Raw genomic sequence first — 24,888 nt, forward strand, 5'->3', positions numbered from 1 at the left:
GCGCGGGACGCGCCCCGGCAGATCGGTGCGCGGGCGCCCGAGGGGCGACGGCACGGAGTCGTCGGCAGGACGACGCGGCGGGGGCGCCCACCGCTCGGTGGACGCCCCCGCATCGGCCCGTCGTGGTGACGGGCGTCCCTGCCCGGGAGGCAGGAGGAGCCGCTCCGCCGGCAGCTCCCGCCGCCGTCAGTCGACGGTGATCTCGCCCATCGGCCCCCAGCCGTCGCTGTCGATCTGGTGGGAGATGATCTGCGGCGTCGCCGTGAGGTACTGCGGGAACTCCTCCTGCATCTTCTTGAAGTGCGGGGAGTCCACGTGCGGGCCGGCGCCCTCGTCGGTGAACGCCTCGATGAGCACGTAGGTGCTGGGCTCCTTGACGCTGCGCGACCACTCGAACCACAGGTTGCCCGGCTCGGCGAGCGTGCTCTCGGTGAACTCGCTCGCGATCTCGGGCCAGCGGTCGGCGAACTCGGGCTTCACAGGGAACTTCACGTTGATGAGGATCATCGTCGGGTCCTTTCTGAGAGGTGACGGGACCAGCCTGCCGTATCCGGCACGCGCGGGGAACCTCGATTCTCGCAGGGCAAGAAGCAGGGCTCGGGCACAATGGTCGCCGGAAGGAGGACGACGATGACCTCGAACGACACAGGCCGAGCGGCCCAGGACCAGGGCGGCCAGGTCGCCCGGGCGATCGCGGTGCTGGAAGCGGTGGCGGAGCACGGCAGCAGCACCGCGCGCAGGATCTCCGAGGCGACCTCGATCCCGCTGCCCACGGTGTATCGGATCGCGCAGGAGCTGATCCGCTCCGAGTACCTCGTGCACCTGCGCACGGAGAAGCGCTTCGCACTGGGCTACAAGCTGCACCGCCTGGCCGTCGGCCTCCATGACGATCTCGGCATCCCGCGCTCCGTGCGCGAGGAGGTCCACGCCATGCATCGTGACCTGGGCATGGCCGCCTATCTCGCGATCCACCGCGGCACCGACTTCGTCGTCGTGCACGTCTCCGACTCGCCGCAGGCTCCGCGGCTGTCCCCGCTCGGCTTCGGCTTCCACGAGAGCCCGCACGCGACCGCCTTCGGGAAGGCGGGGCTCGCCTCCCTCGCTCCCGAGGAGCAGGAGGAGTACCTGGCAGGGCCCCTGCGTGCCCACACCGACCGCACCCTCGTAGACCCGGGGGAGCTGCGCCGCCAGCTCGCCGAGATCGCCGAGCGCGGCATCGCCTGGGAGCACCAGGAGTTCGTGCCCGGCTCCAGCTGCCTCGCCGCGACGATCAAGGCCGACGACGGGATGCTGCTGGGCACCGTCGCGGTCTCCGCGCCGGTCGCCGCCTACGAGGGGCGTCTCCGCCATGTCGAGGACCGGGTGCGGGCCTGCGCCTCCCGCGCCGGGCGCGCCTATCGTCTGGGCGCACAGGCCCACTGACCGCGGCACCCGTCGGCGTTCTCGCCCGGTGATAACGGCGCTGGGCGCTCGCCGCAGCCCCTGCCTATCGTGTGCCTCAGGTCACTGACGAAGATGCAGTGGGAAGGAGACGCCATGAGCGCACCGGACGGCGACGAGGCCGTGAACGAGATCGAAGGGACCGACGAGGCGGAGGCGACGCTCACCGCCCTGATCAAGGCCGCGTTCCCGCACGAGCGCGTGCCGGACTCGGCCTACCGGCGGGCCGCGGACACCGTCCGCTGCGCGGCGGAGGAGAGCGCGTGGATGCGGGTCAAGCTCGCCCACGGCCTCGACTCCCTCGAGGCCCTCGCGGACGGCCGCTTCACCGAGCTCAGCCCCGAGGAGGCGCTGCCGCTTCTGCTGCGCATCCAGCACACGACCTTCTTCGGCTTCGTGCGGCAGACCGTGGTGGTCAGCCTCTACGAGGACGAGGAGGTCTGGGAGGTGATCGGCTACGAGGGACCGTCCTTCGAGAAGGGCGGCTACCTCCACCGCGGATTCGACGATCTGGACTGGCTGCCGGATCCGCGGATCGAGGAGTACGACGGGGAGCCGCTGGTGGAGGTCGTCTCCGATCTCCCCCGCGGGGCGACCACGAAGAGCGTCCGGGGCGCCGCCGTCCCGGCAGGACAGAGCAGGGCACGCGCCGGACGCACCGGCCGCGGGACGAAGGGGCAGGCATGAGCACGATCGATCACTCCACCGAGGCCGTCGTCATCATCGGCTCGGGCGCCGGCGGTGGCACCCTCGCCTACGAGCTGACCAGGGCGGGCGTCGAGTGCGTGCTGCTCGAGGCCGGCCCGTACCTGCGCGGCGAGGACTACATGAACCTCGAATGGGCCGCCTTCGACCAGATGGCGTGGACCGACACCCGCACCACCTCCGGCAGCTGGCGCATCGCGAAGGACTTCCCGAACCTGCCGGCCTGGATCGTCAAGGCCGTCGGCGGCACCACCACCCACTGGTCCGGGGCGACCCCGCGCTTCAAGCCGCACGAGTTCCGCACTCGCAGCACCTACGGCCGAATCGACGGCGCGAGCCTGATGGACTGGCCGATGACCTACGAGGAGCTCGAGCCGTACTACACCCGCGCCGAGGACGCGATCGGCTCCACCCACCGCGGAGGCCGACCGCCTCTGCCGGCGAACAACAACTACAAGGTCCTCGCCGCCGGCGCCGAGAAGCTCGGCTACCGCCACTACGCCACCGGCCCCTACGGCACCAACGCCGAGCCCTATGACGGCCGTCCCGCCTCGGTCCAGGACGGCTTCAACTTCCAGGGCGACAAGAGCGGCGCGAAGTGGTCGACGATGGTGCGCGAGATCCCTCGCGCCCTCGCCACGGGGAAGCTCGACCTGCGCCCGGACTCGCACGTCGCGCAGATCCTGCACGACCGCACGGGACGGGTCGACGCGGTGCTCTACCTCGACGCCGAGGGGAACCTGCACCGCCAGGCGGCGAAGCTCGTGTGCGTCGCCGGCAACGCGATCGAGACGCCGCGCCTGCTGCACCTGAGCTCCTCGTCGCTGTTCCCCGACGGGCTCGCGAACTCCTCCGGCCTCGTGGGCCGCAACTACATGCGCCACATGACCGGCAGCGTGTACGCGCAGTTCGACAAGCCGGTGCACATGTACCGCGGCGAGACCATGGCCGGGAACATCAGCGACGAGTCCGTGCACGATCCCTCGCGCGGCTTCGCCGGCGGCTACTACATCCAGACGATCTCGCTGGGCCCTGCCTTCATGGCGAGCTTCGTCGAGCCCGGCTCCTGGGGGCCGAGCTTCACCCGGCTGCTGGACGCCTACGAGAACACCGCCGGCTGCTGGCTGGTGGGGGAGGACATGCCCCAGGAGTCCAACGCCGTCACGCTGGACCCCACCGTCACGGACCAGCACGGACTGCCGGTCGCGAGCGTCCACTTCGACGATCACCCCAACGACCTCTCCATGCGCGAGCACGCCTACGGCAGGGCCGAGGCGCTGTACGAGGCCGTCGGCGCGGTGGGCACGCATCGCACCCCGCCGTACCCCTCGACCCACAACCTGGGCACCTGCCGCATGAGCGAGCGGCCGGAGGACGGGGTCGTGGACCGCTTCGGTCGGGCGCACGACGTGCCGAACCTGTTCGTCTCGGACGGCTCGCAGTTCACCACCGGCGCCGCGGCGAACCCGACGCTGACGATCGTGGCGCTCGCGATCCGTCAGGCCGAGCACATCGCCGAGTCGCTCCGCGCCGGCACCGTCTGATCCGGAGCGGGTCAGGTCCGGGCGGAGCGGCCCCGCCGGGCCCCTTCAGGAATCGAGAGGCAGATCTCGACCGGAGAGATACCGGTCGAGATCTGCCTCTCGATGTGCGTGTCGATGCCGAACCGGCGATCGCCCGGCCCGGTGGGGTGCGGGGCGGCGCAAGGGGCCGGAGCTGGGGCAGGTCCGCCGGGGATGCGGGCGGCGCCGGGGACGGTCGGCCCGGCGAGGGGTCAGACGTTGATCGTGACGTCCCCTGACTCGCGCAGCTTCCCGGCGATCTCGGTGGCGGCCTCGTTCTGCTGCTGCATGGTGGCCTGCTGGGCGAGCTGGTCCTTCATCTCCTCGAAGGACGGGACCTCCTCGGCGGAGCCGCCGGCGGCGGACTGCTGCTCGACCATCGCGTCGTACTGGGCCTTCAGCTCCTCGTCGCTCGGCTCGGCGATGTCGGCCTCCTGCTCGATGTAGGTCGTGATCGCGAACTGCGAGGCGGCGTCCTGGCGGACCTGCTCCGCGGAGATGCCCTGCTGCTCGAGGGCGCTGACCACCTCGTCCCCCGAGCCCAGACCGCTCTGCTTCGCGATCTCGTCGAGGGTGGTGTCGATGTCCTTGTCGGTGGCCTTGATGCCCGCGTCCTCGGCCCCCTGGCGCAGCAACTCGTTGTTCACGAGCTGCTCGGCGACCTGGGTCTTCAGCTGCTCCTCATCGGGCGCCTGCCCGCCGGCCTGCTGCTGCATCGCCATCTGCTGGTACTGGGACTGGTAGGTCTGGACGAAGTCGTCCTTGGTGATCTCCGTGCCGTTGACGGTCGCGACGACCTCTGGCACGTCGGAGACGTCGGCCTCCTGGGCCTGCGGGTCGCCGGCCGCGCCGCCGCCGTCGGACGCGCCCGGAGCCGCCTGGCCGCCACCGTCGGAGGCGGCCGGTGCCGCCTGCCCGCCGCCGTCGGACGCCTGCGAGGGATCGTCCTGCCCGCCGCTGCACGCGGCGGTCAGACCGAGCGCGGCGGTGAGCGTGAGCGCGGCGAGGGTGCGCCGCAGGGCTGAGGTGCTTCGGACCTTCACTGTGCCTCCTGGGATCGTTGGCCCGGGCGACGGTACGCCCCGAACCCTGGTGCCGCGTTCCGGAACCGCCCAGGAAGCCGGTCACAGCGCCGACGGCGTGGGACGAATCACGAAATGGTAACGGTGTGAGTCGTGTGCGAGGTGCTGTGCCCCGGGGGAGCGCGCTGTCCGACGGTCGGGGCACGAGGACGCGCTCCCGCTGCGCGGTGCGCCGACACGGGACGAGCCCGCCCGTCGCCGGGCGCCGCGCGACGCGACAGTGGCCCGGACGCCTCTCGGCGTCCGGGCCCCTGCGGGCGGGTCATCACTCGAGGTGCTCGAGTGCGTAGACCGTCATCGCGTCGCGGACGTGCTCGGCGAAGGGCCGGCCGTCGACCGTGAAGGTCGCCCCGAAGCGGGGATCGGCGACGTACATGTCGCCGATGCCGACGAAGGCCTCGGCACCGGGCCGCTTCCCGCCCCAGCCCGCGCTGATCCAGGTGTACAGCCGGGCCGTCAGGGCCTGGACCTCCTCGTGCTCCGCGGGCAGCTCGCGCGCCGAGGTGTCGGCGAAGCCGGCGACCAGGGCGTCGACCTCCTCGCGGAAGCCCTCCTTCTCGGCGTTGCTCAACGAGCGCCACCACCGGTCGGAATCGGCGTAGGCCTGCTCGCCCCACCTCTCCTCGACCTCCTCGCGGTGCTGCGTGTGGTCGAATCCGTCGAACATCGTGTCCGTCATGAGCTCTCCTCCTATCTCGAGAATCCGGATCGTGGACTGCACCGAGGCGACGATGCGGGACAGACGCTCCTGCTCCCGCTCGAGCTGCGCGGCATGCGCCCGCAGCGCGGAGACCGTCTCGACCTGCTCGTCGAGCACGCGGCCGATCTCGGGCAGCCCGAGCCCCAGCTCGCGCAGGACGAGGATCCGCTGCAGACGCAGCAGGGCCGCGCCGTCGTAGAACCTCTGCCCGCCGTGACCGGTGCGGCTCGGGGCGAGCAGCCCCACCTGCTGGTAATGGCGCAGGGTGCGGCTGGTGACGCCGGTGCTGCGGACGATCTCCTGGATCGACCACTCCCGGGCCGGGTGCCGTGGCGACTCCATGGCTCCTCCTCTCGACGGTCTCCTTCGGTGCGATCACGATCATTCCCCTTGACGTCGCATCAAGCGCAAGGGGGCGGAAGAAGAATCTTCGCCGGGGCCGCGACGCGGGCCGGGTGAAGAGGTGGACCTGGGCCGGGGGAGGGACCCGGGTCGACGGCGGAACCCGGGCCGTGCGAGAGGGCCGGGGCGAGCCCCGCGGGGACGACGACGCCCGCCGGACCGTGCGGGGCACGGACGGCGGGCGTCGTGGGGGAGGCGTCTGCAGAAAGGGGACTCAAGCGGCACGCCAAGGAGCTCATCGCCGCGGCGTGCCGCCTGAGTCCCGATTGTGAAGGCGGGCCCACGTCATGCAGCTGGGTCCGGGGCGTGCGCGTCAGGCCGGAGCGACGAGTCGCCCGGCGGGCGACCGTCGCTCAGTAGCCGATGGACCTCAGGTACTCGCGGGACTCGCGGATGCAGTCGATCGGGTCGCGGCCGTAGGTGTCGTCCTGCTCGATGAGGAAGTACTCGGCGCCGGCCTTCTCCGCGGCGGGCAGCAGCGCGGGCCAGTTCATGTTGCCCTGGCCCACCTCGGCGAACTGTCCGAGGGAGAGGAAGGTCCCGTAGAACTCCTTCATGTCCATCTCGCCGGCATCGAAGCGCTTCACGGCGTCCTCGGGCATCGGCGCGACGCGGAAGTCCTTGACGTGGATGAGCTTGCAGGCGCCGGTGTAGGCCTCGAGCATGTCCAGCGGAGCCATGCCGCCGCGCTGGACCCAGTGCAGGTCCACCTCGAACAGCAGCGAGGGGGCGACGCGGCGCACGATGTCGAAGATCCGCTCGCCGTCGAACTGGATGAGGTCCACGTGGTGGTTGTGGTAGCAGAGCGTGATCCCCTTCTCGGCGAGACGGGCCGCATAGGGCTCGACGGAGGCCGCCCAGTCCTCGGCCGCCTTCTTCGAGGTCATCGCCGAGAACGGCATCATGCCGATGCGCAGGAAGCGCGCTCCGGTCTTCTCGCACGCCTCGACGGCGCGGTCGAACTCGGTCTCGAGAGCGAAGCCGTTGCCGCCCGGGGCGATCGAGACGCTCATCGCGGCGGTCTCGACGCCGAAGTCAGCCTTGCCGCGCACGAGGTCGTCGATGAGCTTGTCGGTCATCTCCACCTGGGAGACCTCGACGGCGTCGATGTCGAGCTCGCGCACCTGGCGCAGGACCTCGTACATCCCCTTCTCGTTGATCTGGTCCTTGAGCATCATGAGCTGGAGTCCGAGGACGGGCATGGGTGTTCTCCTTCGAAGAGTGCGGTGGCGGTGGGGAGGCGGGCGCGGCCCGGGTCGACGGGAGGTCGGCGCCGGGCCGCAGGGCGAGCGCTCAGGAGCGGGTGGGGAACTTCCCCTCCTCCTCGATGCGCTTGTTGAGCTCGGAGAGGTACTCCTCGGCCGGGTAGTCCACGAGGTCGATCTCGCGGCCGGTCCAGGCCGACAGCTGCATGCCGGAGGCCAGGCGCACGCCGTTGATGCCCTCGGCGCCGTCGGCGATCAGCGGGGTGCCGTCGTTGACGTGCGCGGCGAAGTTGGTCAGGACGTCGATGTGCTGCTGGCCCCAGGCCGACTCGTAGGTCTTCTCCTCGACGGTGTACAGCGAGGAGGGATCCATCTCGCCGCGGAACAGCTTGGCCACGTCCTGCATGGTCATCTTGTCGCTGAGGCTGCGCTCGTCCTCCGACAGGCGGTAGACGGTGACCTTGTTCGACTTGTCGACGACGACCTTGCCCTTGTCGAAGAGCAGCTCGAGGCGGTCGGTGCCGATGATGTCGTTGGTCGAGGTCATGAAGTGGCCGGTGACGCCCTCGCCGAAGTCGACGAGCGCGTTGACCTCGTCCTCGGTGGCGATGTCGCGCTGGAAGCCGAAGGCGAGCTTCGCGAAGACCTTCTTCGGGGCGCCGGCGAGCCACTGCCACAGGTCCAGCTGGTGGGGAGCCTGGTTGACGAGGACGCCGCCGCCCTCGCCGCCCCAGGTCGCGCGCCACTCGGACTGGTCGTAGTAGCCCTGCGGGCGCCACCACGACGTGATGATCCAGGAGGTGTGGCGCAGCGCGCCGAGCTCGCCGGACTCGATCAGCGCCTTGAGGTCGGTGTAGACCGGGTTGGTGCGCTGGTTGAACATGATGGCGAAGGTGGTCTCGGGATGCTCGGCCGCGAAGGCGTTCATCTCCTCGACCTGCTTGGTGTAGACGCCCGCGGGCTTCTCGGTGAGGGTGTGGATGCCCTTGCCGATCGCGGTGATCGTCATCTCGGGGTGGAGGTAGTGCGGCACGGTGGTGACCACGGCGTCGACATCCCCGGAGTCCAGCATCGCGACGTAGTCGTCGTAGAAGGGGGTGCCGGCGTGCTTCTCGGCGGCGGCGTCCTTCTTCGCGGGATCGGTGTCGGCGATGGCGCCGAGCGTCATGCCCGCGATCCTCCCGTCGGCCAGGAGGCCGGCGTACATGCCGCCCTGGGCGCCGAATCCGATGATGCCGAGGCGGACGTTCTTCTCCGACATGGTGTCTCCGTTCTGTGGTGGTGCCACGCTCCCGGGAGGGGACGCGGATGGATCTGGTGGGACCGAGGAGCGAGGGGAGGGAGGGGAGGAGGAACGCGCTCTCCCTCTTCATCGAGCCTATATGCGTCGGCAGACCCGTGACCGGGGCCGCCGATGCACGGGGATCAGGCCTGCTCGGAGGCCGAGGCGGCGGCCGCCGCGTGACGCTCCTCGAGGATCGCGACGTTCTCGTCGACCCGCTTCTTGGTCAGCGGGTACCAGAAGACGAGGGCCAGCAGCGAGACCAGCAGCAGCAGGGCGGGGACGAGGGTGCCGAGGGTGTAGATGCCGTCGAGCACGGACTGGCTCTGCTCCACGCCGCCGGACTGGTAGCCGATCCAGCCGAGCGCCCAGCCGACGAGACCGCCGGCGATCGCCTGGCCGAGCTTGCGGGACCAGGAGTACATGCCGTACACGGTCGCGTCGTTGCGCTCGCCGGTGCGGATCTCCTGCAGGTCGATCACATCGGTGATGAACGCCCAGATGAGGATGTTCAGCGCGGAGACGCCGAGCATCAGCAGCGCGTAGCCGACCATGAACACGTAGGGGCTGTCGGTGCGTATCACGAACAGCAGCACGCCGGAGATCACGCCGAGGATCAGGCCGACGGCGCCGACCTCCTTCTTGCCGAACGTCTTGGCGAGCTTCGAGGCGACGGGGACCAGCAGCAAGGTGGGGGCGAGGCCCACGAAGTTCACCAGGCTCAGGAGCTGACCGTTGTTGAAGTACTCGTTGAGCATGTACGGCATCATGCCGCCGAGCATCATGAAGGCGATCAGCATGAACAGGGCGGTGGCGATCAGGCCGGTGAGGCCGCGGTTGATGAGCATCGAGCCGAGCGCCTGGCCGAGGCCCTGGCGCTGGTCCTTCTGCTTCGGCGGGGTGGTGATGCGCTCCTCGACGTTCACGAAGCAGAGCAGGTAGCAGATCACGGCGAGGACGCCGCAGCCGAGGGCGGCCCACATCATCCGGGTCCCGGACATCTCCGACTGGCCGGAGACCTGGACGAAGACGACCAGCGGCAGGAGCACGGAGATCGCGAGGTTCGCGAGGGTGCCGCCGAGGGAGCGGAACACCGACAGCGAGGCGCGGTGGCCGGGATCGTTGGAGATCACCGAGGCCATGGAGCCGTAGGGGATGTTGATCAGGGTGTAGAAGACCGAGCCCCACAGGACGTAGGTGGCGACCATCCAGGCCAGGCGGGTGCCGTAGGCGCCGTCGGCCACGAAGGGCGAGAACATCAGGAACGCCATGACGGTCACCGGGACCATGATCCGCAGCAGCCAGGGCTTGAAGCGGCCGGAGCGACCGGGCTTCAGGGTGTCGATCAGACGCCCGGCGCCGACGTCGGTGAACGCGTCGAGGATGCGCGCGACGAAGAGCAGAGTGCCCACGTGGGCGGCGCTGATGCCCATGACGTTCGTGTAGAAGATCATGAAGAACGTGGACTGGAGGATGAACGTGAAGTCGTTCCCCCAGTCGCCGAACATGTAGCCGACCTTGTCGCGCCAGCTGAACGGCCTGATGTCCTTCTTCTGCTTGGGTGTCGCTGCGGTGGTGCTCATCGTCGAAGCTCCTTCGGGCTCATCCTTGAGTCGCGAGAGCGGCGTGCGCGGGGGTGCGGGCTGCTCTGATCGCGGTGCTCTCCGGGGGACCGGTGAGGCGGGGTGAGGAGAGTCTGGTCAGGAGCACGGAGGAGGTGGCGATGTTGCCGGAGGTTGCAGTGTTGCCAAATGGTCTCGAACTTGTTGCCTGGTGAGTAACGGAGGTCTCACCAGCATCGATGATCTTGTCGCAACGAAGAGATGTCGGTCACATCGCGGGGTGCGCGCCGGGGCTGTTCGTTCGGTTGCCAACGGTTGCCGGTGGGGGTCGGCGGTCGGTTCAGGTGTGCCGAGAGGCATTGCGCTCGGCGACGCTCGCCCGGGCGTCATCAGGGTCCCGGAGGCGCTGATGCGGGAACGACGGACGGCCGGGCCGCCCACGAGGGGCGACCCGGCCGTCCGGGAGGGGTGCGGCGGTGCCGCAGGCGGTCATCACCCCGTCGGGGGCGCTGCCGCGGTCAGGCTCAGTAGAGGTTCAGGAAGGCCTGCAGGACCTCGACGGTGTCCCCGTCGATCTCGTCGGAGCCGTTCTGGACGGCGCCGACCTCGTGCTGGAGGCCGGCGACGGTGTCCTCGCCGATCACGCCGTCCTGCGAGGTCTTGGCCCAGGCCTGCAGGGCGAGGGTGGTCTCCTCGTCCATCTCGCCGGTCTGCTCCACGCCCAGCCAGTCCTGGAGGGCGGTGATGGTCTTCGGGCCCATCTTGCCGTCGACCTCGAGGGTGCCGGCGACGGAGAGGTCGCCGGTGGCCTTGGAGCCGGGCTCGCCCTTGGACTCCTGCGGGGCCGGGGCGGCCTCCTCGGCCGGGGCCTCCTGCTGCTTCGGCTCCTCCTGCTTCTTCTCGGTCTCCTTGGTGAAGCCGTTCTCGTCGCAGTTGTCGGCGATGCCGTCACCGTCGCAGCTCCAGTCGCCCTGGGGCTCGGTGCTCTCGCGCTCGGTGGAGCGGTTCGCCTGCTGGTCGGACTCGCGGGGCTCGGGAGCCTGCTGCTGCTCCTGCTCCTCGGCCGGGGCCTGCTGCTCCTGCTCGGGGGCCTCCTCCTGCTCCTCGGCCGCGGGGGCGCCCGAGGTGTCGGAGCCGCCGTTGATCGAGACGCCGCAGGTGGGCCAGGCGCCCTTGCCCTGCTCGGCCAGGACGCGCTCGGCGACCGCGATCTGCTGGCTCTTCGAGGCCTGGTCGGCGGTCGAGGCGTACTCGGTGCCGTCGAAGCCCTCCCAGGTCTGCTGCGAGAACTGCAGGCCGCCGTAGTAGCCGTTGCCGGTGTTGGCTGACCAGTCACCGCTGGACTCGCAGGCGGCGACCTCGTCCCAGCCGGTGGCGGCAGAGGCGGAGGTGGTGGTCGCGGCGATCATGCCGGAGGCGACGACGGCGCCGCCGGCGACGGCGACGGCCGAGCGGCTGAGGCCGCGGCGGAGGGTGGCAGCGCGGGAAGTGCGCTGGGCGTGGGTGCTGTGCTTGGACAAGGGGACGTCCTCTCACGTCGTGGGCGGTCGGCGGCCCCGGGCGGGCGCGGCTCGACCTCTTCGGACTTCGGCCACCGTAGGGGCTCGCCGCCCCCTCGCGGCAAGGACCCGGCCCGGAACTGGCCGGGGTTTTACTCTTCCGGTTCGAGGACATGACTCGCCGAGGGGCGTTTTGCGCGCTGCTGACCTGCGGTGACGCGGTGAGCTTCCTGTTCGGGATGGCGCGGTGTGGGTCATGGCGCGTCCTGTGGCGCCCTTCACAGCGTCAGTCCACCGTGCGGTCGGCCGACGGCACGCGGTCCGTCGGGCTCGCGGCAGCGGGCCCGGTCGGTTCGCCCCCGGCGCCCCGTCCTGGCGGCCTCTCCCGCGCCCGCCTCAGTCGGCGTCCGGCGGGTCGAGCGCGGCCGCCGCCGCGGCGCGGTGCTCCTCCTCGCCGGTCTCCAGCGCGTAGAGCCCGTAGGCGAGCGGGGAGGCGGAGAACATCTCCTCGGCGTGCTCGCCGAGCCGCGGGTGGAGGGTGCCGCCGCCGGCCACGTAGGCGGCGAGCGTCGCCGCGAAGGCTTCCGGGGGTGCGCTCGAGCGGTGGAACATGAGGTCCCGCGCCGGATCGCCGACGGACGCCGTGGTCCAGTCGAGCACCGCGCTGAGCCGCTCGCCCTCGACGAGGGTGTGGCCGGGGTACACCTCACCGTGGGTGAGCACGCTGCGGTCCGGCCAGTAGGAGTCCTCCGCCAGCCACGCCTCCCACCGCTCCCGCAGCGCCGGCGCGATGGGGAAGGCCTCCGCGACCCGGGTGAGGTCCTCGCGCCATACACCGCGCACCTCCGACGGGGTGCGGGACGGGATCCCGGTGGCGGCGGCCTCCTCGGGGTCCACGGTGTGGAGCTGGGCGAGGAAGGTGCCGAGGGCGCGGGCGTACTCGGTCGAGGCCATGTCCACGTGCCACTCGACCGTGCCGTCGGCGCTGACGGTCAGTCCCGGGGTGCCGGGCAGGAGGGGATAGGCGATCAGGCGCTCCGTGCTGATCCGCCAGTCGGGGATCGCGATGTCCAGGTGCGGGGCGAGGTGGGCGAGCAGCCGGCCCTCGACCGCGGCGCGGGCCAGCACCTCGGCGCGGCGGGGGATGCGCAGCACCCAGTCCTGCCCGTCCCGCGACCGGGCGAAGGCGACGCGGAAGTCGAGGCCGATCTCCTCGGTGCGCAGCGAGTCGCCGAGGAGGTCGAGCCCGTGATCGGCGGCGAGGGCGAGGAGCTGCTCGAGGTCGGCGGGCGGGGGAGTCCCGGCATCGGCCGTGGCCGACGACGGGCTCGAGGGAGAGGTCTCGGTCATGCCGGCAGTCTGCCCGGTCCCGCGCACGACGTCATTCGGTTTCCCGGCCGACGGTGCGCGCGTCCGGTGCTCGCCGGCCGCGATGCCTGCCCGCGTAGGCTCGGGCCATGCGCGGGATGCGAGGGGGCGTCGGCGCCTTGGCCCGGGCAGCGCTTCTCGCGCTCGCCCTGGTCACGGCGGTGCATCTCGGGGCGCAGCTGCGCGGCGGCGGGCACGTCGCCGAGGTCACCCAGCCCCTGCTCATGCCGCTGCTGCTCGGTGCGCTGCTGGCCGGGACGGAGCCCCCGCGCGGCCGGCTCGTCCGGCTCTTCGCGCTGGGGCTCGTGCTCTCGTGGGCGGGGGACACCCTCCCTCGGTTCCTCGACGGTCAGGCGCAGTTCCTCGCCATGCTCACCAGCTTCCTGCTCGCCCAGATCGTCTACGCGCTCGCGCTGTGGCCGCTGCGGGGAGGGTCGCTGCTCGCGGCGCGATCGCCGGGCAGGTCCGCGGCCCGGAGCGCGGGATCTCGGGGTGCAGAGGGCCGGGAAGCTCGGAGCCGCGGCGACGGGACGGGGCGCGCCCTCGCCGGCCGCGCGGCGGTGCTCCCCTATCTCGGCGCCGCCGCGCTGATCGTGGGGCTGTGCACGCCGTCGGCCGGGGTGCTGCTGCCCGCGCTGGTGGTCTATGCCGCGGCGATCTGCGCGATGGCGGTTCTGGCCACGGGGCTCGGAGTGCGCGGCGGGATCGGGGGAGCGGTGTTCGTGGTCTCCGACTCCCTCATCGCCCTGAACACCTTCGACGTGCTCACGCTCCCGGCGCACGAGGTGTGGGTGATGGCGACCTATGTCGCGGCGCAGGTGCTGCTCGTGCTCGGCGTGCTGGGGCACCGCGCCCGGGCCGGACGACGGCCGAGAGATGGCGCTGGGCGTCACGATGCGGCGATATCGCCACATCGTGACGCCCAGCGCCCGTGACCGACCAGGGTCCTGAGGGCCGACGGGCGGCGAGCCGGGGGATGCCGGCCCGATGGGGCTGCCCGGCTGGCGGAGGCTGCCCGGTGGGCTGACCGGCCGGGGGCGGCACGGTGGGCCGCCCGGCCGGGCGGGCCCCCGGTCAGCCCCTGCGCGCCTCGGCGTGCTCGGCGCGCGCCTGCTCGCGGGCGCGGCGCTTGGCCTCCTTGGTCTCCCGCAGCTCCTTCTCCTCGGCGAGGGTGATCACCGTGCCGCCGGGATCGGTCGCGACGGTGCCGTCGGGGTGGGTGACCAGCAGGCCGTCCGGCTGCTCGTCGGAGCGCTCGCCCCGCTCGTTGAAGGCGAGCCGCGCCTCGTGCACGCGGTGGGCGTCGGCGAGGAGCTCGCGCACGCTGCGCTCGGCCACGACGATGTCCTCGTACTTCGCGGGCAGGCCGTCGACGATCTTCTCGTGGGCGAGCATCTTCTCGTACATCGCGTCCCGCTGCTCCTCGAAGGAGCGGTAGGTCATCTCGAGATAGGCGCGGGCCTCGTGATGGGCGTTGTTCACCGCGGCCTGCGCCCGTCCCTTCGGGGACAGCAGGGAGGCGAGGACCGTGACCGTGAGGACGCCGATGATCACGCTGAGCGAGAAGGCGGTGGTGATCTCCGGGATCGCGTGCACGGCCTCGCCGCCGTTGATGAAGCCCAGCTCGTTCTCGTGCAGCGCGTGCACGACGAGCTTCACGCCGATGAAGGCGAGGATGATCGACAGGCCGTAGGAGAGGTACACCAGGCGGTCGAGCAGCCCGTCGATGAGGAAGTACAGCTGGCGCAGGCCCAGCAGGGAGAACACGGTCGCGGTGAACACGATGTAGGTGTTCTGGGTGAGGCCGAAGATCGCCGGGATCGAGTCGAGCGCGAAGAGGATGTCGGTCGCGCCGATGGCGATCATGACCAGCAGCATCGGGGTGAGGACGCGCTTGCCGTTCTCGATGGTGAAGAACTTGTCGCCGTCGTACTCGTCGGTGGCGGGCAGGACCTTCTTCACCAGGCGGACGAAGACGCCCTCGGAGTCCTCGTGGGAGTCCTCCTTCAGCTCGTCCACGATCATCTTGATCGCGGTGTAGAGCAGGATCGCGCCGAAGAGGTAGAAGGCCCAGGAGAAGTTGTCGATCGCGGCGGCGCCGAGGGCGATCATGCCCGAGCGGGCGATGATCGCGAAGGTGATGCCGAACAGCAGCACCTTCTGCTGGTCCTCGCGGGGCACGGAGAAGCCGGCGATGATGATCAGGAAGACGAAGAGGTTGTCGACCGAGAGGGCCTTCTCGGTGACGTACCCGGCGAAGTACTCGGTGCCCATGTCGACCCCGCCGAAGACGAGGACGAGCACGCCGAAGGCGAGGGCGATGCCGACGTAGAGCGCGGACCACACGGCCGCTTCGCGCAGGGTGGGGATGTGCGCCTTGCGCACATGGAAGATGTAGTCGAAGGCGAGGAGCCCGAGCACCACGATGATGGTGACGGCCCAGATCAGGGGGGAGACGGTCATGGAGGACCTTCCGGGTCGTGAGACGATCCCGGGTCTCTCCACCTGTCGTGACGTCTGACAGGCCGCTGCGCCCGGGGGCCCGTTCGGCGGTCCCCGTGTTGACGTGCGCAGCGTGGCGGATACTCCCCCGTTGCCGTCGCCGAGTCTACACGCGGGTGATGCGCGCCTGGGAGGGGGCTGGGACGCGCCTCTCAGCGGGCGAGCGGCCGTCAGCGGTCGTCGACCGCGTCCTCCAGCTCGTCCTTGTCCATGGTCGAGCGGCCCTCGACGCCCTGCCGGCGGGCGTCCTGGTAGAGCTGCTCCTTCGTGCGTCCCTTCGCGCCGCTGTGCGAGCGCTCACCTCCCCGCTCGGACGGGGACTTGTCCTCGAGAGAGGTCCGGCTGGCCTCCTCGGACTCGCCCTCCTGGGCTCGCGTCTTGTTCACGGTGCGGGCGGCGATCTCCTCGGCCTCGTCCTCGGAGACGCCCTTGTCGAGCTGGCTGTCCTTGATGTGCTGGAACTGACGTTCGCGCTTCGCGCTCCATGCCTCGGGCATGACTGCTCCTCCTTCTCCGTCGTGCGTCTCCGATCTCCGATCGGAGCGTTCGCCGTGCCGGAGATGACCGGCACGTCCATGCTGTCGCACAGCGGGCCGATGTCGAGGTCGGGGACCGATCGGTCGAGCCCGGGAACCGGGGCCCGGGCGGCCCGGACCGTCCCTGCGGGAGGCGCGGCCGGCCGACGGGGACGGCAGCCCCGTCGGCCGACGACGCCCACTCGCGCGGCTCACTCGCGCGCGCGGTCCCCGGACATCGATCCGATGCTGTTGGACGGGGTGGCCTCGTCCTTCCAGCGGAGCAGCGCGCCGACGCCCTCGGGGATCCCGAGCGCGTCCTCCTGCAGGGCGGAGACCGAGGCGTCGATGGCCAGAGCCGTGCGCAGCAGCTCCTCGATCCCGGCGGGCTCCCCGCCGGTGACGAACACCAGCTCCTCGACCTGGCCGCGGCTGATCGCCTGGGCGACCTCGGTCGCGCCGCCCACCGAGGCGCCGTCGCGCGCCTGGCTCTCGCGGAAGCGGCCCTCGAGGTCCCGCTGCCGGGCGGCGATGAACTCCTCGGTGGTGCGGGTGAGCGCCTCGCGGAAGGGGCCGCGGTCCAGTGCTGTGCCGCGGCTGCCGCCGGGGACCTCCAGGAGCCGCTCGCGGGTCTCACGGCCCAGCGCCTCGCGCAGCAGTCCCATCGCGCGCACGTCCCCGCTGAGCATCACCATGTCCACGCGGTGCTCGCGCAGCGCGCGCTCGACGGCGGCGGCGACCGCGTCGGCGTTGCGCTCCCAGGAGTCCTCGACGCGGGCCTCGAAGTTGTCGGCCCGCCAGCCGTGCTGGGGACCGCCTCCGACGCTCGCCTTGTGGAGGACGTCGTGTCCGCCCTCGACGGTCGCGTCCTCTCCCAGACCGTTCGGGCCGTGGGCGATCGACGGGTTCTCCGGCGCTCGCAGGTGCAGGTCGGCGCCGGCCCGGTCCACGACCACCAGCAGCTGGCGCACGGCGAAGGGGATCAGTTGCAGCAGCGGCAGCAGCTGCGGGAACTCGCCCCGGTGGGCCGACTCCTGCAGCGGGGGCGCCGGAAGCACCCGGTCCACGAGGATCCCGTCGTCGTTCGCGAAGACGGAGCGGCCCTGCCGTCCGCCGAGGGTCGAGGGGCTGAGCACCGTCTCCTCGATCTGCGCGAGCAGCCCCTGCGGGGCGCCGTCGGCCGCGAGGGTGGAGCGCATCCGCGCCCAGCGGGCCTCGAGCTCGCCGGCGGCATGGGGGTCGGTCCGGGTGGTGTCGAGGTGGACCGAGACGACGGGGCCGTCCGCTTCGAGGACGGGCGTGAGCCAGGGCAGTTTCACAGTGGACCTCCAGGTGCTCGACGTGCGGGGACGACCGTGCTCCCAGCTCGGCCTCTTCGCCCCGCCTGGGTCCGTTCAACCCTGGCACGCGGGGTCCGGCATCGCAAGCGGGTTCGGGCCGAGGGGGTCGCTGCCCTGCGTGGGGCCCGCTCCGGCTCCCGTCCCGCGGGGCGGTCAGAAGGTGAAGCCGCGGAAGAGCAGCAGCGCCAGGCCCAGGCCGACGACGAGGTTCACGACGGTCGCCGCCGCGAACACGACGATCGGCTTCCAGCCGGACTCCCTGATGCTCGAGGCGTTGAACTCGAGGCCGATCGAGACGAAGGCGAGGGTCAGCGCCCAGGTCTGCAGCTCCTTGGCGGCATCCAGCCGCGGCTCGAGCACCGCCTCCGGGACCGACTCCGCGAGCACCGTCGCCACGACCGAGGCGAGCAGGAAGCCGAGCACGAACTTCGGGAACCGCTCCCAGAGCATCGCCAGCGAGCGGCGATCTCCCACGCGGCGCGTGCCGGAGCCGGCGACGGCCCGGCCGGCTGCGGGGGCGACCCTGAAGGAGAAGTACAGCGTCAGCAGCACGGCGACGATGCCCAGCAGCGCGTTCTGGGTGACCTTCACGATCGAGGCGATCTGCAGCGGCTGCTCGCCGGCGACCGCGCCGGCGGCCGTCACCGCGGCGGTGGTGTCGATGTTGCCGCCGATCCAGGCGCCGGTGACCGCGGGGGACAGCCCCATCAGGTCCGCGAGCCAGGGGAGCAGGAAGATCGAGGGCACCGCGAAGACGATCACGAGGGTGGCGGTGTAGGCGAGCTGCTCCTTCTTCGCCTCCACGGCGCCGGCGGCCGCGACGGCGGCGGAGACCCCGCAGATCGACAGGGCGGTGGCCAGCAGCGCCCGCAGCCTGTCGTCCAGCCCCAGCAGTCCGGCGAACCACCAGGTGAAGGCGAAGACGGCGGTGATCAGCAGGATCGCCTGGAGCACGGCGGGGCCCGCCGCGCGCACCACGATCGCGAAGTTCACCGTCGCGCCCAGCAGCACCAGGCCCACCTTGATGAACAGCTCGGTGCGGAAGGCCGCGGCCATGCGGCGGCGCACCCCGGTCAGGGACAGCACCGCGTTGCCCAGGAAGCCGAGCGCGATCGCGTAGACCGGGTACTCGATCGACTTCGCGACCTTCCCGACGGCGGTGCCCTCGGTGAGCTCGGGGACCGCATCGGTGAGCACCGAGACCAGCCAGGCCAGGGCCACCACGATCACGAGGCCCGCGACGGTCCAGCCGAGCGCGGCGCGCGGAGCCGGGGCGGGGGAGGGGGCGGCGGCCTCGGCCGCGGCGCCGTCGGCGGTCCGCTCCGTCGCGCTCACGGGATCAGCTCCGGGGAGATCAGCCCGGCCATGCAGGCGCCGAACAGGACGAGCCCCACGAGCGTCGCGATCCAGTCCTCGCCGAGGGAGAACCGCTTGTGGTCATCGGGGTTGTCGGGGCGCTCGGTGCTGCTCACCGTTCCTCCTCCAGTCTCGGGATGTTCCGGCGCACGCACCGGGGCCTGGAGGCACTGTAGGACATCGGCTCGGGGCGGCCCGGCGTGCGACAAGCACGTTCGCTCCGCGACCTCGTCCCGTCAGGCGCCCGTCAGCTCTCGTCCATGTGGCGGACACCCGCGGCGGCCGCCACGACGCGCCAGTCCTCGGCGAGGGAGGCGATCGTCGCGTGGGCGTTCAGGCCGGAGGGCTGGGGGACGACGTGGAGGTCGATCCCGGACGGCCAGCCCTCGACCTCGGCGGGGTCCTGCCGGCCGAGCCGGGCGCGGGGCAGGGCGTAGGCGGTGCGGAAGGCGGTGATCCCGGCGATCGCGACCGTGCGGGGACGCAGCGTCTCGAGCCGCTCGACGAGGCGGCGGCCGGACGCGCGCAGCTCCTCGCGGCCCAGCTCGTCGGCGCGCACGGTCGCACGGCCGATCAGGTTCGTGATCCCGATGCCGCGGGCGCGGAGGTCCTGCTCGTCCTCGGGGTCCAGGCCCCGGGAGGCGTCCACGAGGCGGGAGGTGAGGCCGGCGCGGTGCAGGGAGGGCCAGAAGCGGTTCCCGGGCCGGGCGAAGGGGGCGTTCACGGCGGCGGTCCACAGCCCCGGGTTGATGCCGACGATAAGCAGGCGCAGCTCCTCGCCCCGGCGCGGGTCCGGCAGCACGTCGTCGATCGCGTCGGGATCGGGGGTCGCGAAGTCGGCCAGCTCGTCCCGGGTGGGACGCCGGCCGCCGAGCGGGGAGGGACGACGGATGCTCATCCCGGCACTGTACGTCGGCCGGCGGTCGTACTGTGCTCCCATGCGCCCCATGGAGGCAGGACGACTGCAGGTGATCGCGGGCCCGATGTTCGCGGGCAAGACCGAGGAGCTGCTGCGGCGCGTGCACCGGGCGCGCCTGGCGGGTCGGCGCGTCGAGGTGGTCGGGCACAGCCTCGACGACCGCGGCGGCGCGGACCGGCTCAGCACCCATCTGGGCCGCAGCGCTCCCGCCCGGATGCTCAAGGACCCGGAGGCGCTGCTCGAGCTGCTGGACGCGCCCGCCGACGGCGAGGGCCGGATCGAGCTGCTCGCCCTCGACGAGGCGCAGTTCTTCGGCCCCGCCCTCGTGCCGGTGCTCGAGCAGCTGCTCGAGGCCGGGATCGACGTCGCCGTCGCCGGGCTGTGCCTCACCTACGACGGCGAGCCCTTCTCCCCGCTGCCGGAGCTGATGGCGCGGGCCGAGGAGGTCGTGAAGCTCACCGCGGTGTGCACCGTGTGCGGGGCCGACGCCGCCTTCCACATCCGCCTGGTCGAGGACGGGGCCGACGCCCGGCGCGCGACCGCCGCGCAGGTGGGCGGCGGGGAGTCCTACCGGGCGCGCTGCCGCGCCCACCGCGATCCCGCCGCGCGGGAGCCGCGCCGGCTCAGGTGAGCGGCTCGGCGCCCTCCTCGAGCAGCTCGATGCCGTCGAGGTCCCACTGCCCGTCGATGCGCCGCACGTAGTAGCGCAGCGGCACCTCGACCTGCTGCCCGTCGACCGTGTACGTCTCGGTCACCTCGAACACCGCATAGCCCTGACGGTTGATGCGGTCCTCGACCTCGTAGTCCACGGCGCTGACCGCGCCGAGCTCCTGCTCGAACACCTCGCAGCTGGTCAGACCGGAGCCGGTGCGGAACTCCTCGGTGGTGGAGTCCATGAACAGCTCGCAGTCGGTGGTCTCGAGCGCGCTGTAGAAGTCCTCGAGCGTGGACTGCGGGTTCCCCCGCGTCAGCAGCTGCACGGCGATGAGCACCACCATCGCGCCGACGACGAGCAGACCCACCGCGGCGACGCCGGCCAGCAGCAGCCAGTGCCACATCGGCCGCTTCGGACGACCGCCGCGGGCGGGCGGCGGACCTCCCTGGACGGGCTGGGCGTGGACCATGACGTCTCCCGGGGGATGAGGGGCCGCGGCGGGCTGCCGAGGCGGAGGACTGCGGACGGTGAGGTGCTGAGGCGGAGGAGCTCCAAGACGGGGCGCCTCCGGATCGGAGCATCCCACACCGCCCGCCGCCCCGCGATGGGGAGCACTCCCCGTCCGCTCCCGTCCGCCCCGTGTCCGCTCCCGCCGGCCCGTCCGTGCACGCCTCACCCGTCCAGCCTCCCCGCCTCGCTACGCTGGCACGATGATCCTCACCCCGGACCAGGCACCCGTCGGCTCCCCGCGCCCCGCCCGCCCGGGCGGCGAGCCCCGTCCGGCGACCGCCGTGCGCTACTCGGCCGAGGCGGGGGAGCGCGCCGAGCAGTCGCTGCCCGCCGAGGCCGGAGCGGCAGGGATCGTCGGCCGCACCATCGCGCCCGGCGAGGTGCTGCGCTGGTTCGTGCACCCGGTCCTGGACGAGGAGCTGAGCTGGGGCGCGACCCATGTCGCACTCGACCTCGTCCTCGACGACGGCTCCCGCCTCTCGCAGCACGAGCCCCGCGACCAGCACGGCTCCCTCGCCACCGCCCGCGGGCTCGGCGAGGCGAGGATCCTCTACGCCGACCAGTGGAACGACGTCCAGGTGGGGCTCGAGGCGCTCGTCGGCCGCCGGATCGAGGAGGTGCTGGTCGAGGTCGACGTGCCCGAGGACCACGAGGCCGATCTCCTCGAGGACCTCGAGTCCGAGCCCGGCGAGGCCGCGCCGCCCGCCCCGCTGCACGGCTGGATCGACGGCCCCTCCCTCGCCGTGCCCCCCGCGGACCCGCCGCTCGAGGACCCCGTCGCCTGGGTCGACACCCGGCGCGGCACCCGCTCGGCCTTCGAGTTCTCGCGCGGGAACACCCTGCCGATCACCGCCCTGCCCAACGGCTTCGCGAAGTTCACCCCCGCGACCGACGCCCGCACCCGCCGCTGGATCTACCAGCACCACCGCACCCGTCTCCAGGGCCTGTCCCTCACCCACCAGCCGAGCCCCTGGATGGGCGACCGCCACCAGCTGGTGATGATGCCGCTGCTGGGCGAGAGCCCGGACGCGAGCCCCGCCGCGCGCGAGCGCGCCTTCACCCACGAGGACGAGACCGCCCGCCCCGACCTCTACGCCGTCGCCCTCGAGGGCGGGATCGGGATGCGGCTCGCGCCCACCGACCACGGCGCCGTCTGCGAGATCTCCCTGCCGGAGGACTCCGGGCCCGGCCACCTCCTCCTCGAGGGCGTGGACGCGCACAGCCGTCTCGACGCCGCCGGCGCCGTCTTCGACGGTCGGGTCCAGGGCTGGATCGACTCCTCGCCCCAGGAGGGGTACGACCGGGCCGACGGGGCGACGCGCATGTTCGTGCTCGCCGAGGTGCAGCCCGCCCCCGTGCGCGTCGGGCGCGCGGAGGGCGACAGCGGGGGCAGTGTGCTCAGCTTCGCGCCCGGCACCCGCACCGTCACGGTCCGCCTGGTCACGAGCCTGCTCGGTCAGGACCAGGCCCAGCGCACCTTCGCGCTCGAGCTCGCCGGACGCACCCTGGAGCAGGTCCGCGAGGAGGCCCACGCCCTGTGGACCCGCCGCCTGCAGGTGCTCGAGGCGCCCGACGCGACCGCACCGCAGCGTCGCACCCTGTACGGCAACCTCTACCGCCTGAACCTCTACCCGTCCTCCCACTGGGAGAACCGCGGCACCGCCGAGGTGGTCGAGCCCGTCCACGCGAGCCCCGTGCTGCCCGTGCGCGGCGCGGCGACCGACACCCGCACCAACGCCGAGACGGTGCCGGGGCGGATGTACGTCGACCACGGCTTCTGGGACACCTATCGCACCGCCTGGCCCGCCTACGCCCTGCTCTACCCCGAGCTCGCCGCGGAGCTCGCCGACGGCTTCGTGCAGCAGCACCGCGAGGGCGGCTGGATCGCCCGCTGGTCCTCACCCGGGTACGCCGACTGCATGACCGGCACCAGCAGCGACATCGCCTTCGCGGACCTGCAGGTCAAGGGCGTGCCGCTGCCCGATCCGCAGGCGACCTACGAGGCCGCGCTGCGCAATGCGACCGTCGCCCCGCCGCAGCCCGAGGTGGGCCGCAAGGGCGGGGAGACCGCCGTGTTCCGCGGCTACGTCGCCGCCGACGCCGAGGCGGGGGAGAGCGTCTCCTGGAGCCTCGAGGCGCACATCAACGACGCCGGAATCGCCGCGCAGGCGGCGCTGCTCGCCGAGCGGGCCGAGGCCGAGGGGGACCGGCTCCGCGCCGAGCGGCTGCGCGGCGAATCCGCCTATCTCGCCGCGCGCAGCGCGAACTACGCCCTGCTGTTCGACCGGACGACGGAGTTCTTCCGCGGCCGACGCGCCGACGGGGCCTTCGCCGTCCCGGCCGCGGAGTTCGACCCGCTGGAGTGGGGAGGGGACTTCACCGAGACCAACGGCTGGACCTTCGCCTTCCACGCCCCGCACGACCCCGAGGGCCTCGCCGCCCTGCACGGCGGCCGCGACATGCTGCGCGGCCGGCTCGAGCAGTACCTGGACACGCCCGAGCGCGCCGACCGCCGCGGCACCTACGACACCACCATCCACGAGATGGTCGAGGCGCGGGCGGTGCGGATGGGCCAGTTCGGGTTCTCCAACCAGCCCGCCCACCACATCCCCTTCCTGTTCCACCACGTGGGCGCGCCGGAGGAGGCCTCCCGGATCGTCCGCGAGGTGCAGCGGCGCCTGTTCGTCGGTGAGCAGATCGGGCAGGGGTATCCCGGCGACGAGGACAACGGCGAGATGAGCGCCTGGTGGCTGCTGACGGCGCTGGGGCTGTACCCGCTGCAGCTCGGCACGGGCCGCTATCACCTGGTCGCGCCGCTGTTCGAGACGGTGCGGGTGCGGCCGCTGGGCCGGGAGGGCTTCACCCTCACCGCGCACGGCGCGGGCGGGGCGCCGGCCGGCGCCGAGGACGTCTGCATCACCGGGATGCGGGTGCGCGGCGCGGAGCACGCGGACTCGTGGATCGACCACGCGGACCTCCGCGGCGAGATCGAGATCGAGCTCGGCGCGGAGCCCGGGGACTGGGGCACCGTCCCGCCCTCGCCGACCGCGCCGGGGCAGCGGCCGCAGCCGCTGTGGGACCTCTTCGCCGCGGACCCCTCGCAGCCGCTGATCGACGACGACGCCCGCACCGAGCTCGTGCTGGAGGCGGCGAGCGCCGTGCTCGACCTGCCCGAGCTCGGCGAGCCGATGCAGGCCCGCTTCCTCACCCTCACCTCCTCCGCGGAGACGGGCGGGGACCCGATCGCGTGGCGGCTGGAGGGCTCGGACGACGGCGAGAGCTGGGAGGTGCTCGACGCCCGCTCCGCGCAGCGCTTCGAGTGGCGACGCCAGACCCGCCCCTTCGAGATCGCCTCCCCGCGGCCGTGCCTGCATCACCGCCTGGTGGTGACGACCTCCGAGGGCCCGCTGCGGCTGGCGGAGCTCGAGCTGCTCGCCTGAGCGGGCACCGGCCGCCGCACGAGCCCACCGCGCCCCGAGAGCGGGGTGCCCGCACGGCGGTCGATGAGCACCCACGGCAGGGTCATCGCCGCCCACACCGCGGCGATCAGCACCGCCTCGACCAGCAGGTACTGCGGCCACGGCCCCAGCAGGTCCAGGATGCTCGGCCCGGCGGGCGCCCGGTTCAGGTAGCCGTAGTTCGCGCCGGTGAGGGTGTTGCCGGTGACGGCGATCCCCGCCCACAGCAGAGTCGCCGCGTAGGCGATCCCGTACCCGCGCCAGGTGGGCCGGTAGCCGAGCCCCCACACCAGCACCGCCGGAGCGAGCACTCTGGCGCCGTGCGCGATCCAGTACTCCGCGAACTCCAGCGGCACCCACACGAAGTAGTTCAGGTCCGGGGTGAGCACCGACTGCATGTTCAGCGTCAGCCCCCAGAACCAGCACACCACCACCGCCCAGCGCGCCTGCGTGATCAGGGCGATCGGGACCAGGAAGCGCAGCGCATCGGAGTAGTGCAGCGGCAGGGACTCCTCGAGGTTCCACGCCCAGGGCATGAACCCCCATGCCGTCCAGGCCGCGGAGTTCGCCAGCAGCGCCCAGCCCGCGACCCGCAGCGCCCGGTCCACCCGGGCGCTCTCGCCGCGGCGCGCCCGGCGAACCAGGACGACGGCGGCGAGGGCGAGGAGCACCAGCATCGCGAGGTGCGCGCCGCCGTAGGCGGGCATGTGCCCGATCGCGGGGGCGGCGAGGAGCGGGTCGTCGGGGCCCGGGCCGGGGCGGTCCAGATGCATCGTCGGCTCTCCTCGTGGTCGCTCGGCCCCGCCCCGTCGTCGGGTCGCACGGG

At 72.2% G+C, this 24,888-nt stretch carries 22 protein-coding genes; 6 read left to right on the forward strand and 16 right to left on the reverse strand.

Annotation, left to right across the window (positions count from 1 at the left end):
- Positions 1 to 186 precede the first annotated feature (186 nt).
- A complete protein-coding gene (locus DEU31_RS05080) occupies positions 187 to 507 on the reverse strand; it encodes a putative quinol monooxygenase (RefSeq protein ID WP_010550199.1) in 321 nt (106 codons plus the stop codon).
- A gap of 123 nt (positions 508 to 630) precedes the next feature.
- Between DEU31_RS05080 and DEU31_RS05085 the strand changes: the two genes are divergently transcribed.
- The 3 genes from DEU31_RS05085 to DEU31_RS05095 all read left to right on the forward strand — a co-directional run bounded on the left by DEU31_RS05085 (position 631) and on the right by DEU31_RS05095 (position 3,689).
- A complete protein-coding gene (locus DEU31_RS05085) occupies positions 631 to 1,422 on the forward strand; it encodes an IclR family transcriptional regulator (RefSeq protein ID WP_010550198.1) in 792 nt (263 codons plus the stop codon).
- A gap of 114 nt (positions 1,423 to 1,536) precedes the next feature.
- Positions 1,537 to 2,127: a hypothetical protein gene (locus tag DEU31_RS05090; protein ID WP_053918543.1), complete on the forward strand. Its 591-nt coding sequence runs from the start codon at positions 1,537 to 1,539 to the stop codon at positions 2,125 to 2,127.
- Positions 2,124 to 3,689, forward strand: a complete 1,566-nt coding sequence (locus DEU31_RS05095; RefSeq protein WP_133676146.1) for a GMC family oxidoreductase — start codon at positions 2,124 to 2,126, stop codon at positions 3,687 to 3,689. Before DEU31_RS05090 ends, DEU31_RS05095 begins: the two co-directional genes overlap by 4 nt.
- A gap of 230 nt (positions 3,690 to 3,919) precedes the next feature.
- On the opposite strand, the gene rdfA is transcribed toward DEU31_RS05095, so the two are convergent.
- The 7 genes from rdfA to mphO form a co-directional block, all read right to left on the reverse strand.
- On the reverse strand, positions 3,920 to 4,750 hold the full coding sequence (gene rdfA, locus DEU31_RS05100) for a rod-determining factor RdfA (protein ID WP_010550195.1): 831 nt from the start codon (positions 4,748 to 4,750) through the stop codon (positions 3,920 to 3,922).
- 304 nt (positions 4,751 to 5,054) lie between these two features.
- The gene (locus tag DEU31_RS05105; RefSeq protein ID WP_133676149.1) at positions 5,055 to 5,831 is read right to left on the reverse strand and encodes a MerR family transcriptional regulator; all 777 of its coding nucleotides are present in this window, start codon (positions 5,829 to 5,831) and stop codon (positions 5,055 to 5,057) included.
- 413 nt (positions 5,832 to 6,244) lie between these two features.
- A complete protein-coding gene (locus DEU31_RS05115) occupies positions 6,245 to 7,093 on the reverse strand; it encodes a sugar phosphate isomerase/epimerase (RefSeq protein WP_133676152.1) in 849 nt (282 codons plus the stop codon).
- A 91-nt stretch (positions 7,094 to 7,184) separates the two neighbouring features.
- Complete coding sequence (locus DEU31_RS05120) at positions 7,185 to 8,357, reverse strand: Gfo/Idh/MocA family oxidoreductase (protein WP_133676154.1); 1,173 nt, start codon at positions 8,355 to 8,357, stop codon at positions 7,185 to 7,187.
- 164 nt (positions 8,358 to 8,521) lie between these two features.
- Positions 8,522 to 9,961: a glycoside-pentoside-hexuronide (GPH):cation symporter gene (locus DEU31_RS05125; RefSeq protein ID WP_010550191.1), complete on the reverse strand. Its 1,440-nt coding sequence runs from the start codon at positions 9,959 to 9,961 to the stop codon at positions 8,522 to 8,524.
- A gap of 503 nt (positions 9,962 to 10,464) precedes the next feature.
- Positions 10,465 to 11,460: a transglycosylase family protein gene (locus DEU31_RS17270; RefSeq protein WP_133676156.1), complete on the reverse strand. Its 996-nt coding sequence runs from the start codon at positions 11,458 to 11,460 to the stop codon at positions 10,465 to 10,467.
- Between the two features lie 375 nt (positions 11,461 to 11,835).
- Positions 11,836 to 12,789 (reverse strand): macrolide 2'-phosphotransferase MphO, encoded by a 954-nt coding sequence (gene mphO, locus DEU31_RS05135; protein ID WP_166649387.1) that lies wholly within the window; start codon positions 12,787 to 12,789, stop codon positions 11,836 to 11,838.
- Positions 12,790 to 12,896: 107 nt separating this feature from the next.
- On the opposite strand from mphO, the gene DEU31_RS05140 reads away from it, so the two are divergent.
- A complete protein-coding gene (locus DEU31_RS05140) occupies positions 12,897 to 13,742 on the forward strand; it encodes a lysoplasmalogenase (protein ID WP_208109958.1) in 846 nt (281 codons plus the stop codon).
- Positions 13,743 to 13,881: 139 nt separating this feature from the next.
- Here DEU31_RS05140 and DEU31_RS05145 read toward each other — a convergent pair whose 3' ends face one another.
- The 6 genes from DEU31_RS05145 to DEU31_RS05165 form a co-directional block, all read right to left on the reverse strand.
- Complete coding sequence (locus DEU31_RS05145) at positions 13,882 to 15,270, reverse strand: TerC family protein (protein ID WP_010550187.1); 1,389 nt, start codon at positions 15,268 to 15,270, stop codon at positions 13,882 to 13,884.
- A 209-nt stretch (positions 15,271 to 15,479) separates the two neighbouring features.
- Positions 15,480 to 15,806, reverse strand: a complete 327-nt coding sequence (locus tag DEU31_RS05150; protein ID WP_010550186.1) for a hypothetical protein — start codon at positions 15,804 to 15,806, stop codon at positions 15,480 to 15,482.
- A gap of 230 nt (positions 15,807 to 16,036) precedes the next feature.
- Positions 16,037 to 17,143 (reverse strand): Vms1/Ankzf1 family peptidyl-tRNA hydrolase, encoded by a 1,107-nt coding sequence (locus tag DEU31_RS05155; protein WP_133676160.1) that lies wholly within the window; start codon positions 17,141 to 17,143, stop codon positions 16,037 to 16,039.
- 174 nt (positions 17,144 to 17,317) lie between these two features.
- Positions 17,318 to 18,499 (reverse strand): putative sulfate exporter family transporter, encoded by a 1,182-nt coding sequence (locus tag DEU31_RS05160; protein ID WP_010550184.1) that lies wholly within the window; start codon positions 18,497 to 18,499, stop codon positions 17,318 to 17,320.
- Positions 18,496 to 18,636: a hypothetical protein gene (locus DEU31_RS16735; RefSeq protein ID WP_166649388.1), complete on the reverse strand. Its 141-nt coding sequence runs from the start codon at positions 18,634 to 18,636 to the stop codon at positions 18,496 to 18,498. The genes DEU31_RS05160 and DEU31_RS16735 overlap by 4 nt, the downstream gene beginning before the upstream one ends.
- A gap of 131 nt (positions 18,637 to 18,767) precedes the next feature.
- Positions 18,768 to 19,418, reverse strand: a complete 651-nt coding sequence (locus DEU31_RS05165; RefSeq protein ID WP_166649389.1) for a mismatch-specific DNA-glycosylase — start codon at positions 19,416 to 19,418, stop codon at positions 18,768 to 18,770.
- A 40-nt stretch (positions 19,419 to 19,458) separates the two neighbouring features.
- Here DEU31_RS05165 and DEU31_RS05170 point away from each other — a divergent pair, with 40 nt between their 5' ends.
- Positions 19,459 to 20,070 carry a thymidine kinase gene (locus DEU31_RS05170; RefSeq protein WP_133676162.1) on the forward strand — a complete coding sequence of 204 codons (612 nt, stop codon included), beginning with the start codon at positions 19,459 to 19,461 and terminating at the stop codon, positions 20,068 to 20,070.
- On the opposite strand, the gene DEU31_RS05175 is transcribed toward DEU31_RS05170, so the two are convergent.
- The gene (locus tag DEU31_RS05175) at positions 20,063 to 20,563 is read right to left on the reverse strand and encodes a hypothetical protein (protein WP_133676164.1); all 501 of its coding nucleotides are present in this window, start codon (positions 20,561 to 20,563) and stop codon (positions 20,063 to 20,065) included. The genes DEU31_RS05170 and DEU31_RS05175 overlap by 8 nt on opposite strands.
- Positions 20,564 to 20,804: 241 nt before the next feature.
- Here DEU31_RS05175 and DEU31_RS05180 point away from each other — a divergent pair, with 241 nt between their 5' ends.
- Positions 20,805 to 24,044, forward strand: coding sequence for a GH92 family glycosyl hydrolase (locus tag DEU31_RS05180; RefSeq protein WP_133676166.1), 3,240 nt, complete (start codon positions 20,805 to 20,807; stop codon positions 24,042 to 24,044).
- Here the strand turns inward: DEU31_RS05180 and DEU31_RS05185 are convergent.
- Complete coding sequence (locus DEU31_RS05185; protein WP_133676169.1) at positions 23,978 to 24,835, reverse strand: TIGR02206 family membrane protein; 858 nt, start codon at positions 24,833 to 24,835, stop codon at positions 23,978 to 23,980. The genes DEU31_RS05180 and DEU31_RS05185 overlap by 67 nt on opposite strands.
- Between the last annotated feature and the right edge of the window lie 53 nt (positions 24,836 to 24,888).

Source organism: Brachybacterium sp. AG952, from assembly GCF_004362645.1.
GTDB classification, from domain to species: Bacteria; Actinomycetota; Actinomycetes; order Actinomycetales; family Dermabacteraceae; genus Brachybacterium; species Brachybacterium conglomeratum.

Coding starts and splice junctions, on each gene's coding strand:
- DEU31_RS05080 (WP_010550199.1), bottom strand. CDS start 507: ATGATCCTCATCAACGTGAAGTTCCCTGTGAAGCCCGAGTTCGCCGAC.
- DEU31_RS05085 (WP_010550198.1), top strand. CDS start 631: ATGACCTCGAACGACACAGGCCGAGCGGCCCAGGACCAGGGCGGCCAG.
- DEU31_RS05090 (WP_053918543.1), top strand. CDS start 1,537: ATGAGCGCACCGGACGGCGACGAGGCCGTGAACGAGATCGAAGGGACC.
- DEU31_RS05095 (WP_133676146.1), top strand. CDS start 2,124: ATGAGCACGATCGATCACTCCACCGAGGCCGTCGTCATCATCGGCTCG.
- DEU31_RS05105 (WP_133676149.1), bottom strand. CDS start 5,831: ATGGAGTCGCCACGGCACCCGGCCCGGGAGTGGTCGATCCAGGAGATC.
- DEU31_RS05115 (WP_133676152.1), bottom strand. CDS start 7,093: ATGCCCGTCCTCGGACTCCAGCTCATGATGCTCAAGGACCAGATCAAC.
- DEU31_RS05120 (WP_133676154.1), bottom strand. CDS start 8,357: ATGTCGGAGAAGAACGTCCGCCTCGGCATCATCGGATTCGGCGCCCAG.
- DEU31_RS05125 (WP_010550191.1), bottom strand. CDS start 9,961: ATGAGCACCACCGCAGCGACACCCAAGCAGAAGAAGGACATCAGGCCG.
- mphO (WP_166649387.1), bottom strand. CDS start 12,789: ATGACCGAGACCTCTCCCTCGAGCCCGTCGTCGGCCACGGCCGATGCC.
- DEU31_RS05140 (WP_208109958.1), top strand. CDS start 12,897: ATGCGCGGGATGCGAGGGGGCGTCGGCGCCTTGGCCCGGGCAGCGCTT.
- DEU31_RS05145 (WP_010550187.1), bottom strand. CDS start 15,270: ATGACCGTCTCCCCCCTGATCTGGGCCGTCACCATCATCGTGGTGCTC.
- DEU31_RS05150 (WP_010550186.1), bottom strand. CDS start 15,806: ATGCCCGAGGCATGGAGCGCGAAGCGCGAACGTCAGTTCCAGCACATC.
- DEU31_RS05165 (WP_166649389.1), bottom strand. CDS start 19,418: ATGAGCATCCGTCGTCCCTCCCCGCTCGGCGGCCGGCGTCCCACCCGG.
- DEU31_RS05170 (WP_133676162.1), top strand. CDS start 19,459: ATGCGCCCCATGGAGGCAGGACGACTGCAGGTGATCGCGGGCCCGATG.
- DEU31_RS05175 (WP_133676164.1), bottom strand. CDS start 20,563: ATGGTCCACGCCCAGCCCGTCCAGGGAGGTCCGCCGCCCGCCCGCGGC.
- DEU31_RS05180 (WP_133676166.1), top strand. CDS start 20,805: ATGATCCTCACCCCGGACCAGGCACCCGTCGGCTCCCCGCGCCCCGCC.
- DEU31_RS05185 (WP_133676169.1), bottom strand. CDS start 24,835: ATGCATCTGGACCGCCCCGGCCCGGGCCCCGACGACCCGCTCCTCGCC.